The sequence below is a fragment of the Evansella tamaricis genome (assembly GCF_019042215.1).
GTDB lineage: Bacteria > Bacillota > Bacilli > Bacillales > Salisediminibacteriaceae > Evansella > Evansella tamaricis.
Map to the genome: position 1 here is coordinate 23,993 of NZ_JAHQCS010000048.1, position 12,753 is coordinate 36,745.

Annotated in this window: 12 protein-coding genes; all 12 read right to left on the reverse strand. The window is 40.3% G+C overall.

Annotation, left to right across the window (positions count from 1 at the left end; all coding sequences use genetic code 11):
• Nucleotides 1-21 precede the first annotated feature (21 nt).
• Nucleotides 22-312 (reverse strand): 50S ribosomal protein L23, encoded by a 291-nt coding sequence (gene rplW / locus KS419_RS03500; protein ID WP_217064698.1) that lies wholly within the window; start codon nucleotides 310-312, stop codon nucleotides 22-24.
• The gene (rplD, locus tag KS419_RS03505) at nucleotides 312-935 is read right to left on the reverse strand and encodes a 50S ribosomal protein L4 (protein WP_217064699.1); all 624 of its coding nucleotides are present in this window, start codon (nucleotides 933-935) and stop codon (nucleotides 312-314) included. The genes rplW and rplD overlap by 1 nt, the downstream gene beginning before the upstream one ends.
• Nucleotides 936-961: 26 nt before the next feature.
• A complete protein-coding gene (gene rplC / locus KS419_RS03510; protein WP_217064700.1) occupies nucleotides 962-1,594 on the reverse strand; it encodes a 50S ribosomal protein L3 in 633 nt (210 codons plus the stop codon).
• Nucleotides 1,595-1,632: 38 nt separating this feature from the next.
• A complete protein-coding gene (gene rpsJ, locus KS419_RS03515) occupies nucleotides 1,633-1,941 on the reverse strand; it encodes a 30S ribosomal protein S10 (RefSeq protein ID WP_217064701.1) in 309 nt (102 codons plus the stop codon).
• A gap of 670 nt (nucleotides 1,942-2,611) precedes the next feature.
• Nucleotides 2,612-3,580, reverse strand: a complete 969-nt coding sequence (locus KS419_RS03520; protein WP_217064702.1) for an NERD domain-containing protein — start codon at nucleotides 3,578-3,580, stop codon at nucleotides 2,612-2,614.
• 363 nt (nucleotides 3,581-3,943) lie between these two features.
• Nucleotides 3,944-4,081, reverse strand: coding sequence for a hypothetical protein (locus KS419_RS03525; protein WP_217064703.1), 138 nt, complete (start codon nucleotides 4,079-4,081; stop codon nucleotides 3,944-3,946).
• A gap of 127 nt (nucleotides 4,082-4,208) precedes the next feature.
• Nucleotides 4,209-5,399 (reverse strand): elongation factor Tu, encoded by a 1,191-nt coding sequence (gene tuf, locus KS419_RS03530; RefSeq protein ID WP_217064704.1) that lies wholly within the window; start codon nucleotides 5,397-5,399, stop codon nucleotides 4,209-4,211.
• Between the two features lie 120 nt (nucleotides 5,400-5,519).
• On the reverse strand, nucleotides 5,520-7,598 hold the full coding sequence (gene fusA, locus KS419_RS03535) for an elongation factor G (RefSeq protein WP_217064705.1): 2,079 nt from the start codon (nucleotides 7,596-7,598) through the stop codon (nucleotides 5,520-5,522).
• Nucleotides 7,599-7,717: 119 nt separating this feature from the next.
• Nucleotides 7,718-8,188 carry a 30S ribosomal protein S7 gene (gene rpsG / locus KS419_RS03540; RefSeq protein ID WP_217064706.1) on the reverse strand — a complete coding sequence of 157 codons (471 nt, stop codon included), beginning with the start codon at nucleotides 8,186-8,188 and terminating at the stop codon, nucleotides 7,718-7,720.
• A gap of 55 nt (nucleotides 8,189-8,243) precedes the next feature.
• Nucleotides 8,244-8,663 carry a 30S ribosomal protein S12 gene (gene rpsL / locus KS419_RS03545; protein ID WP_217064707.1) on the reverse strand — a complete coding sequence of 140 codons (420 nt, stop codon included), beginning with the start codon at nucleotides 8,661-8,663 and terminating at the stop codon, nucleotides 8,244-8,246.
• Nucleotides 8,664-8,776: 113 nt separating this feature from the next.
• The gene (locus KS419_RS03550; protein ID WP_217064708.1) at nucleotides 8,777-9,025 is read right to left on the reverse strand and encodes a 50S ribosomal protein L7ae-like protein; all 249 of its coding nucleotides are present in this window, start codon (nucleotides 9,023-9,025) and stop codon (nucleotides 8,777-8,779) included.
• Between the two features lie 92 nt (nucleotides 9,026-9,117).
• Nucleotides 9,118-12,732: a DNA-directed RNA polymerase subunit beta' gene (rpoC, locus tag KS419_RS03555; protein WP_217064709.1), complete on the reverse strand. Its 3,615-nt coding sequence runs from the start codon at nucleotides 12,730-12,732 to the stop codon at nucleotides 9,118-9,120.
• Between the last annotated feature and the right edge of the window lie 21 nt (nucleotides 12,733-12,753).

The following is a 12,753-nucleotide window of genomic DNA, read 5'->3' on the forward strand; positions in this document are numbered from 1 at the left end:
CCTCCTTCTCTAAAAAACTTTTTACACACCCTCAAAGAATTCTAAGTCTTTGCTCTCCGGTGTTAGTTGTACAATGGCTTTTTTGCGCTTGGCAGTATAGCCTGTATGACGTCCGAAACGACGGAATTTACCTTTGTAGTTCATTGTGTTTACTTTCGTCACAGAAACTCCAAAAATCTCTTCCACTGCATTTTTAATTTGAGTCTTATTAGCTCTTGGGTCCACTTCGAAAGTGTACTTCTTTTCAGCCATAAGGTCCGTGGAACGTTCAGTGATTACGGGGCGCTTAATGATATCGCGAGCATTTGCCATTATGCAAGCACCTCCTCTACCTTTTTCACAGCATCTTGTGTAATGATTAAATGATCATAGTTTAATACGTCAAGAACATTAACACCGTCTGCAGTGATAAATTTTACACCAGGGATGTTTCTCGCGGATAAAGCAACAGTATCATTGTAATCTGCAGTAACAACTAGTGCTTTTTTCTCCACAGAAAGTCCGTTAAGAACACTTAACATTTCTTTCGTTTTAGGAGCTTCTAAAGTCAATCCTTCCAAAACGCGAATTTCATCTGCATTCACTTTGGAAGAAAGAGCAGACCTTAACGCCAAACGACGTTGTTTTTTCGGTAAATTATAGTTATAACTACGTGGTTGTGGTCCAAATACTACTCCACCGCCAACCCATTGAGGTGAACGGATTGATCCTTGCCGCGCACGACCTGTTCCTTTTTGTCGCCAAGGCTTACGTCCGCCTCCGCGAACATCTGAACGACCTTTAGTAGCATGAGTACCTTGTCGTTGAGATGCTTGTTGCATCACAACAGCGTCAAATAGAACACTTTCATTAGGTTCGATACCGAACACGCTGTCTGATAGTTCAATATCGCCTACTTGTGAGCCAGTTTGATTGTACAAAGTAACTTTAGGCATCTGGGCTCCTCCTTTCCTTCTCGATCTTATTCAGCTGCTTTTACTGCAGATTTTACGGTAACGTAGCTTTTTCTAGCTCCTGGTACGTTCCCTTTCACTAACAGTAAGTTGCGCTCTGTATCAACACGTACGATTTCTAGATTTTGAATAGTCACTTGCTCTCCACCCATTCGGCCAGGTAATGCTTTACCTTTTAGAACGTGGTTAGGGTCAACTGGACCCATTGAACCAGGACGACGGTGATAACGGGAACCGTGGGACATTGGTCCACGAGATTGGTTATGACGCTTGATTGAACCAGCGAATCCTTTACCTTTTGAAGTTCCTGTCACATCAACGATGTCACCTGTTGCAAATGTATCTACTTTGACTTCTTGACCAATTTCATAATCCGCTGCTGTAACACCACGGAATTCCTTAACGAAGCGCTTAGGGTTTGTCTTCGCTTTTTCTGCATGACCTTTTGCAGGTTTTGTGAACTGAACCGGTTTTTTGTCGGCAAATCCTAATTGAATTGCATCGTAACCTTCTCCTTCAACTGTTTTCCTTTGAAGAACTACGTTAGGCTCCGCTTCGATTACAGTTACCGGAATAACCTCACCGTTTTCAGCAAAAACTTGAGTCATACCTAATTTTCTACCTAAGATTCCTTTGGCCATGAGTCACACCTCCTATTAATTCAATAAATTTTCATGTATTATAACTTGATTTCGATATCTACACCGGATGGCAGATCTAATCGCATTAAAGCATCCACAGTTTGTGGAGTTGGGTTAACGATGTCGATCAAACGCTTATGAGTTCTCATTTCGAACTGTTCACGAGAATCTTTGTACTTATGAACCGCACGAAGGATCGTGTAGATGGATTTTTCTGTAGGTAGTGGAATCGGTCCAGCTACTGTTGCACCTGAACGTTTTGCCGTTTCTACAATTTTCTCCGCAGATTGATCCAAGATTCTGTGATCATACGCTTTTAATCGAATGCGAATTTTCTGTTTTGCCATTTTATTACCTCCTTTTTCGCCCATTTTTGGAAATAGACTTGCTCCCCGAAAATATCCTCCACACCACCCATGGCAAAGGGGCCGGGTGTGTCAGCAACCTTCCGGATCGTAGCCTGTCAGTGACCAACATTCAACATTATACAAAAAACAATAGCCTAATGCAAGAGTTTTATGCATAATATTTTCTTTTTCACACTTTTTCTATTATACATGTGCCAGTTAGTGTTTTCAACCTGTATTTTTGGTATTTAACAGGATTCTAACAGAGAATTATATCCAGTTTTTGAATTGTGTCCATTTTGGAACGGCGAACGCTAGTTTTTATGGATTTTGTCTTTTGTAAATACCCTGTTAAGTTGTCGATTCCTTCTATATATAGACAGTTATTTCATAATTTAAACTTTTTATGTCTTAAGGAATGGGGATAATTCTGCAAATGCAATAGGTGATAGTGCGGTTGGTTTCACGCATTGATTTGATGTGATGGACTATGGTTTTATTTTGGTCTCACACATCTCATCTCTCATCTCAAGCACAACCCAAACCGTATAAGGTATGTAGGGAGTTCCCCAAATGTGCATAGGAGTAGAAATTCTGTTTTTTAATCGGTACTTTGCAAAGGATATTATAGCAGGACGAGCTTTTTCCTAGATAAAATTAAAAGGATACCTTATTTTTCAATAGGAAGGTAGTAAATGGTATATTTCCTCTGCCCTGTTGATGGCAGCCTCATAGAGGCAAGAATCTTTTGGGCAACTGATCTTGATGGTAAATGTAGAAATTCACGTAATTGACCATTTGTAATTTCCCTACCATATAATAAGGAAAAATCTCTTATTGCTTCGAGATGAGCATCTGAGGATTTGTGATTACATTTCGGGCATACCCAAATTCCATTAAATCTCTTCATGGAAAAACTTTCACAGTTATTGCACTTTACTCCTTTTATAATGGATTTATTGGGTATTTGAAATTGGTTTAAATAATCTGGGTCTTCCGGTACGTTGTATTTACATAATAACTTTGATAATTTATTTAAATCTTTGCTTGTGTAAATTTCCATTTCATAAGTAAATAGTAGTGAGTCAATTTTAGATAAAATTTCTGGGGCCTTAAGTAATCTATTGAGGAAGGGATAGTTTGCGGGAGGGGTTTCCAGAACGACATTTCGATTAGTAAAAACTACGAGGGACTTAATGGAAATAGCAGGATACTTCATTTTTTTCAGCCATGCCTTAAACCTTTTTTCCTGAAGTGATATTTGTAAAACTGGGTCTGAGTATACATTACGCCTTCCTTTATTCAATTGTATAAACTGCTTGAAGCAACTGTCGATTGTTATATATCCTGTCCAATATTTCGAATCCATTATTAGTATGAAGTATTTGGTTAATAGTATAGCATCCATTTGAAAATAGCCATTATCGTCTTTTAGTCTAATATTGTTCAAAACGAGAAAATCATCTTGGGTTAGAAATCTTAAATAATACTCTAATTTTAGTTCTCCTTCATATCCAGCTAGTTCTTTGTTTAAGATGTCGTTAAGTAAATCACGTTGTGGGAGATTATGTGGCGTGCGTGAAAGCAAAACTTCCAATTTTTGAATCTTCCTGGATTTTTTCGCTTTCTTTTTGATCATCTTTGTCACTTCCTCTATTTAGTTTTTAGTTGTTTTGAGTTGAGAATCAATTTGAGATAATCTTGGTTCAGATGGGAGAAGTTGATTTATTGTTGATGAATTTAATTGAAAGGGGAAAGGGGTGAATTGCTTGTGTGAAAATCTTTTAATCAATCGGCAGGCAGAAATTGGGGTGATATGATTCAATTTATGTGATATTTAGGTTCCCGGGGAAACTAAGTGGCTTTATCTAACCTATTTATACCAGATATCATATGAGATGTCATCATAAATTTTGTCTAAATTTGTAATTTAGGGGCTGATTTGTTTAAAAGAGCTCTTTATGGTGCCAGTCGAAGGGTTCTATGCGCCAATTATGAGGGGTTATGCGCCGGATACAGGGGCGTATGCGCCAGATTCAGGGGCGTATGCGCCGGATTCAGGGGCGTATGCGCCACGTCCATATTCCCGCCATTTTCCTGCCATATTCCTGCCATATTCCCGCCATATTACCACCTGCAAAAATCCACTCCTACAATAATTCCAAAACAAACACCAAATCCCCCCCAATAAAACCACTTTTCTCACAACTTTAGAACAAAAAAACACCTTGGGATAATCATATCCCAAGGTGTTTTTGATCAATTAATTACTCTTGAATAGATGCAACAACGCCGGCACCAACAGTACGTCCACCCTCACGGATAGAGAACTTAGTACCTTCTTCGATAGCGATTGGAGAGATTAACTCAACAGTCATTTCTACGTTGTCACCAGGCATAACCATTTCTACACCGTCTGGTAGGTTACAAATACCTGTTACGTCAGTGGTACGGAAGTAGAACTGCGGACGGTAGTTAGTGAAGAATGGAGTGTGACGTCCACCTTCTTCTTTTGAAAGAACATAAACTTCAGCTTTGAACTTAGTATGTGGAGTGATTGTTCCTGGCTTAGCAAGTACTTGTCCACGGTTTACTTCATCACGAGATACACCACGAAGTAAAGCACCAATGTTGTCTCCAGCTTCAGCATAGTCAAGAAGTTTACGGAACATCTCTACACCAGTACAAGTTGTTTTCTTTGGCTCTTCAGTAAGACCAATGATTTCAATCTCGTCACCAACGTTTAATTGTCCACGCTCCACACGACCAGTAGCAACTGTTCCACGACCAGTGATTGAGAAAACATCCTCAACAGGCATCATGAATGGCTTATCTTTGTCACGTTCTGGAGTTGGGATGTAGCTATCAACAGCGTCCATTAATTCAAAGATTTTTGCAGCATACTCTTCGTCTCCTTCAAGAGCTTTAAGAGCAGAACCAGCGATTACAGGAATATCATCACCAGGGAAGTCGTACTCAGAAAGAAGGTCACGTACTTCCATTTCTACTAACTCAAGAAGTTCTTCGTCGTCTACCATGTCAACTTTGTTTAAGAAAACAACGATGTAAGGTACACCTACTTGACGAGATAAAAGGATGTGCTCACGAGTTTGTGGCATTGGACCATCAGCAGCAGATACTACTAGGATAGCTCCGTCCATTTGTGCAGCACCAGTGATCATGTTTTTAACATAGTCTGCGTGTCCTGGGCAGTCCACATGTGCATAGTGACGTGCGTCAGTTTCGTACTCAACGTGAGCAGTTGAGATTGTGATTCCACGCTCACGCTCTTCTGGAGCACCGTCAATTTGGTCATAAGCCATTGCAGTACCTTTACCAGATTTCTTGTGTAATACAGTAGAGATTGCAGCAGTTAATGTAGTTTTACCATGGTCAACGTGTCCAATTGTACCAATGTTGGCATGTGTCTTGGAACGATCAAATTTTTCCTTACCCATGTTTAATTCCTCCTTATATTGAGAAAAGTTTTTTATTTTTAGGAAGAAAGGCGTTAGGCCAATGTCCTTTTTACCTTTCTTAGCTTACAACAAAATTAAGCAGCAGACAATATTTCTCTATTATCTACCTTGATTTTTCTTAATAATTTCTTCACCGACACTCTTAGGAACTTCTTCATAGTGATCGAAATGCATCGTGTACTGACCACGACCTTGAGTATTCGAACGTAATGAAGTTGCGTAACCAAACATTTCAGCAAGCGGCACCATCGCTTTAACGATTTGTGCATTTCCTCGGGCATCCATTCCTTCCACACGTCCACGACGGGAAGTAATGTCACCCATGATGTCACCCATATATTCTTCAGGGATAACAACTTCTACTCTCATGATTGGCTCAAGTAATACAGGCTTACATTTGTTTTTCGCTTCTTTCAATGCCATAGAGGCTGCGATCTTAAACGCCATTTCATTGGAGTCAACATCGTGATAAGAACCGTCATACAATTTAGCCTTAATGTCGATAATTGGGAATCCAGCTAAAAGACCGTTATCTAATGAATCTTCTAATCCAGCTTTTACTGAACCGATATATTCACGAGGTACAACCCCACCGACAACAGCATCTTCAAATTCAAAACCTGCACCTTCTTCATTTGGAGTAAACTCTATCCAAACATGACCGTATTGACCACGACCACCCGATTGACGTACAAATTTACCTTCACATTTTGCCGCTTCTCGGATTGTTTCACGATAGGATACTTGAGGTGCACCAACATTTGCTTCCACTTTGAATTCACGTTTCATACGGTCAACGATGATATCTAAGTGAAGCTCACCCATACCAGCAATAATCGTTTGTCCTGTTTCTTCATCAGTATGTGTACGGAACGTTGGATCTTCTTCCGCAAGCTTCGCTAAAGCCATACCCATTTTATCTTGGTCTGCCTTAGATTTAGGCTCTACAGATAATGAGATAACCGGCTCTGGGAATTCCATAGATTCAAGAATAACAAGATTCTTTTCATCACATAAGGTATCTCCAGTGGAAGTTTCTTTTAACCCAACTCCTGCTGCAATATCCCCAGAGTAAACAGTTGAAATCTCTTCACGATGGTTCGCGTGCATTTGTAGGATACGTCCCATACGTTCACGCTTACCTTTCGTTGAGTTAACAACATATGAACCTGAGTTTACTGTACCTGAATATACACGGAAGAAAGTTAGTTTTCCTACAAATGGGTCTGTCATTACTTTGAATGCCAACGCAGAGAATGGCTCTTCATCGTTTGAATGACGGATAACTTCTTCTTCGCTATCAGGTAGCACACCTTTAATTGAAGGTACGTCAGTTGGAGCTGGTAAGTAATCAATAACTGCATCCAACATTAATTGAACACCTTTATTTTTAAATGCGGAACCACAAATTACTGGGTAGAAATCAACATTAATTGTTCCTTTTCGGATGGCAGCTTTCAGTTCTTCAACTGTCACTTCTTCACCTTCAAGGTATTTCATCATTAGATCTTCATCTAATTCCGAAACAGCTTCAACTAATTTATCATGATATTCTTCCGCTTGTGCTTTATACTCTTCAGGAATTTCACGTGCATCTGTACGTGTTCCTAAATCGTCTTCATAGAAATATGCTTTCATTTCAACGAGGTCAATAATTCCCTCGAAATCATCTTCTGCACCAATTGGTAATTGAATTGCATGTGCATTAGCACCTAGGCGATCATGCAAAGTACCTAAAGAGTAGATGAAGTCAGCACCAATTTTATCCATTTTATTAACAAATACAACTCGTGGTACTCCATAAGTTGTTGCTTGGCGCCAAACTGTTTCAGTCTGAGGTTCAACACCAGATTGAGCGTCTAGAACAGCTACCGCACCATCAAGTACACGAAGAGAACGTTCTACTTCAACTGTAAAGTCTACGTGCCCTGGTGTATCAATGATATTTACTCGATACCCTTTCCATTGTGCAGTTGTTGCCGCAGATGTAATTGTGATCCCACGTTCTTGCTCTTGCTCCATCCAGTCCATCTGGGAAGCACCTTCGTGAGTCTCACCAATCTTATGAATACGCCCTGTGTAGAAAAGAACTCGTTCTGTCGTTGTTGTTTTACCAGCATCAATGTGCGCCATGATACCAATATTACGAGTTTTTTCTAAGGAGAATTCTCTAGCCATTGGTAATTTTCTCCTTCCTATGTGAAGAGTTATATTTATGGGAGAAAACAGTCAAAGGGATACCCTAAGACTGTGTCCCGAATGCTTTCAGAGCACAGACTTATGCCGTCACTCTGGTTTTACCAACGATAATGAGCAAATGCTTTGTTCGCTTCAGCCATACGATGTGTATCTTCACGCTTTTTCACAGCTGCACCAGTGTTATTTGCTGCATCTACGATTTCATTAGCTAAACGCTCTTCCATCGTTTTTTCACCACGAAGGCGCGCATAACTTACTAACCAACGAAGTCCTAAAGTCGTACGACGTTCAGGTTTAACTTCGATCGGTACTTGATAGTTAGCACCACCAACACGACGAGCTTTAACTTCAAGAACTGGCATAATATTCTTTAATGCTTGTTCGAATACTTCTTGTGGATCATTACCAGTACGTTCTTGTACTAATTCAAAAGCTTTATATAGAATTGTTTGAGCAACACCTCTTTTTCCATCAATCATGATGCGGTTGATCAAACGAGTTACTAGCTTCGAGTTATAAACTGGATCAGGCAGAACATCTCTGCGAGGTACAGGTCCTTTACGAGGCATGAGTTTCCCTCCTTTCACAAATTAAAAACCAAAATTTATCATTGTAATTCACTAATTACTTAGCTTTTTTAGGTCTCTTCGTACCGTATTTAGAACGGCCTTGCATACGGTTTTCAACCCCGGCAGTATCTAACGCTCCACGTACAATATGGTAACGTACCCCCGGTAAGTCTTTTACCCGTCCACCACGAATCAAGACAACACTGTGCTCTTGAAGGTTGTGTCCGATACCAGGAATATATGCAGTTACCTCGATTCCATTTGTTAAACGAACACGGGCATATTTACGAAGTGCTGAGTTCGGTTTTTTAGGAGTCATAGTACCTACACGAGTACAAACACCACGTTTTTGTGGAGAGCTTAAGTCCGTTTGAACTTTTTTGAAACTGTTATAGCCTTTATTCAAAGCTGGCGAGTCAGACTTTTGAGTCTTTGTTTGACGACCTTTACGTACTAATTGATTAATAGTAGGCATCCTTGTTTCCTCCTTCCTATCCAATGATTTGTAGTCCACTGGTCCAGGTGGTTCATAAATGTGTAAAAGGAAAGTTTTTGCCATGGTTCAGGCCGTGACAAAAACTTTATTTTTTACTTTTTAATCGCTACAGTCGCTGCACTAACTTCGATCCCACAAGCTTTTCCAAGCTTTTTCATAGAATCCACTTTAGACCATGGAACTTCTATTTTTTCTGCTAAGGTTATAACCTTTTGCAAAACTCTAGGATCTGCATCTTCTGCGACGATGATTTCTTTAACCTGCTTATCTTCCAGTGCTTTAAGCGTCTGTTTCGTGCCAACGACTTTGTTCGTTGCCTGCACTACTTTTTCATAAGACATCTTTCATCCTCCAAAGCATCAGGTATTTGGCACACTTAGATATATTACCACCGTGATGTTTTTGTGTCAACAATGAATTTCAACAAATTTTGTTATTCTTGAATGACAGCATTTTCAAACTGCTCATGCTCTACCATCGTCTCGTCAACTTTCGTGGCAGATATTTTTCGGTACCGCTGCATTCCTGTGCCAGCTGGAACAAGCTTTCCGATGATAACATTCTCTTTAAGACCTACCAACTCATCTTTCTTTCCTTTTATGGCAGCATCTGTTAATACTCGTGTTGTTTCTTGGAACGATGCTGCAGATAAGAACGAGTCAGTTTCAAGGGATGCTTTTGTAATCCCAAGTAGAACTGGTCTTCCTGTTGCTGGTAGACCTCCCCTAAGGAGGATATCGCGATTGGCATCATTGAATTGATGAACTTCCACAAGGGAACCTGGTAGTACTTTTGTATCCCCAGCATCAACCACACGAATTTTCCGGAGCATCTGGCGGACCATTACTTCCACGTGTTTATCACCAATTTCTACCCCTTGCATACGATATACTTTTTGTACTTCTCGAAGTAGGTATTCTTGAACACCTTGTACTCCTGATACAAGTAAGAGTTCTTTTGGATCGATAGACCCTTCCGTTAATACTTGCCCTGGAAGAACGTTTTGACCCACTTCTGCTTTCAACCTTGAACCATAAGGAGCTGTATAACTTCTTGTTTCAATTGCTCCCTGAACCACGATTTCCTTCCGTTCACTGACTTCTTTGATTTCGGAAATTGTTCCTTCAATCTCTGAAATAACAGCTTGACCTTTCGGATTTCTGGCTTCAAATAGCTCTTGAATACGAGGTAAACCTTGAGTAATATCATCCCCTGCTACCCCACCTGTATGGAACGTACGCATAGTTAACTGAGTACCCGGTTCACCAATAGATTGGGCTGCAATGATACCAACTGCTTCCCCAACCTCGACCTCTGCTCCCGTGGCAAGGTTACGTCCATAGCAATTTTTACAGACACCATGTTTTGTATCACATGTAAATGCAGATCGGATAACAACAGTTGTAACTCCAGAATCTTCAATGACTTTAGCTGTATCCTCATTAATCTGATCATTTCGCTTTATTATCACTTCTTTAGTTTCTGGGTGATAAACTGTTTCATGTACTACACGACCCACTAAACGGTCATATAACGGTTCAATTACTTCATTACCTTCCGTAATTGCAGCAACCTTCAGCCCGCGGTCTGTTCCACAGTCATCCTCACGGACAATGACATCTTGTGCGACGTCAACAAGACGTCTTGTTAAATAACCTGAGTCAGCTGTTTTTAATGCTGTATCAGCAAGTCCTTTACGGGCTCCATGTGTTGAGATAAAGTACTCTAATACGGTTAACCCTTCACGGAAACTTGATTTGATCGGAAGTTCGATAATACGTCCAGATGGGTTTGCCATTAATCCACGCATCCCGGCAAGTTGAGTAAAGTTAGATGCGTTACCACGTGCACCAGAGTCACTCATCATGAAGATTGGGTTCGTTCGGTCAAGGGTACCCATAAGTTTTTCTTGAATTCGATCTTTTGCCGAGCTCCAAACCTCAATAACTTTATCATATCGTTCTTCTTCTGTAATCAAACCACGTCGGAACTGCTTTAATATACGTTCTACTTTAATTTCTGCCTCATCTAAAATCTCTTTCTTTTCCTTTAGTACCACAATATCAGCTACACCAATGGTGATACCGGCTTTTGTGGAATAATGGAAACCGAGATCTTTCATCTTATCTAGCATGACAGATGTTTCAGAGACTTTAAATTTCTTGAATACTTGGGCAATAATATCCCCTAAGAAACCTTTCTTAAATGGCAAAACAACATCACGTTCCTCAAACGTCTGCTTCACGTTAGCTGTCATTGGAACGATATACTTATCAGGCGTTTCCACTTCGAGGTTAAAGGATGTAGGTTCATTTACATAAGGGAACGTCTCCGGTAAAATTTCATTAAAAATGATCTTACCTACTGAAGTTAAGAGAAGTTTCCCTTCATGTTCCTCTTTAAAGTTTGTTTTACCAACAGAGGAAACCGGCACTGCAATTCGTGTATGAAGATGTACATACCCATTACGATAAGAAGTTAAAACTTCATTCGGGTCTTTGTAGATATTCCCTTCCCCTACAGAACCTTTTCTCTCTAGGGTTAAATAATAGTTTCCTAAAACCATATCCTGAGATGGTGTAACAACTGGTTTTCCATCTTTAGGATTCAAGATATTCTGTGCAGCAAGCATTAGTAGACGGGATTCAGCTTGTGCCTCTGCTGACAGAGGAACGTGAACGGCCATTTGGTCTCCATCGAAGTCTGCGTTGTACGCAGTACAAACAAGAGGATGTAATTTGATGGCACGGCCTTCCACAAGTGTTGGTTCAAATGCTTGGATTCCTAGTCTGTGTAACGTTGGTGCACGGTTTAACAATACTGGGTGCTCACGAATTACTTCCTCTAAGACATCCCATACTTCCGGTTGAACGCGCTCTACTTTTCGTTTTGCACTCTTAATATTATGAGCCAAGCCTTTACTCACAAGTTCTTTCATTACAAATGGCTTAAAGAGTTCTAATGCCATTTCCTTTGGAAGACCGCACTGATACATTTTTAAATGGGGACCTACTACGATAACTGAACGGCCAGAGTAGTCCACACGTTTACCTAAAAGATTCTGACGGAAACGTCCTTGCTTTCCTTTCAACATGTGTGAAAGAGATTTAAGTGGGCGATTCCCCGGACCTGTAACAGGACGACCACGTCTTCCGTTATCAATTAAGGCATCAACAGCTTCTTGAAGCATCCTTTTCTCATTTTGAACAATGATGTTCGGTGCTCCTAAATCTAATAAACGCTTTAAACGGTTGTTTCTGTTAATTACACGACGATAAAGATCGTTTAAGTCTGAAGTGGCAAATCGCCCGCCGTCTAACTGGACCATCGGTCGTAATTCAGGAGGGATTACCGGTAGTACATCAAGAATCATCCATGCAGGATTATTACCAGAATTACGAAATGCTTCTAGCACCTCTAAACGTTTAATTGCTCTTGTTCGTCGTTGCCCTTGTGCAGTGACAAGCTCTTCTTTTAACATATTAACTTCTTTATCCAAGTCAATATCCTGTAATAGTTTACGGATCGCTTCCGCACCCATTTGTGCCGTAAAAGAACGCCCATATTTTTCACGGTAGGCACGATATTCTTTTTCGGAAAGAAGTTGTTTTAATTCTAAAGGAGTATCTCCTGCTTCTGTAACCACATAAGAAGCAAAGTAAATAACTTCCTCCAAGGATCTTGGTGACATATCTAATACAAGACCCATTCGGCTAGGAATCCCTTTAAAATACCAAATGTGGGATACTGGGGCAGCTAATTCAATGTGCCCCATCCGCTCACGACGAACTTTCGCCCGAGTAACTTCCACTCCACAGCGATCACAAACAACACCTTTGTATCGAACTCGTTTATACTTTCCGCAATGGCACTCCCAATCCTTTGTGGGACCAAAAATTCTTTCGCAGAATAAACCATCTTTTTCCGGCTTCAATGTTCTATAGTTAATTGTTTCAGGTTTCTTAACCTCACCTCTGGACCAAGAACGAATCTTATCCGGTGATGCAAGGCCGATTTTCATATACTCAAAGTTATTAACATCTATCAAGGGGCTAACCTCCCTTTCAGC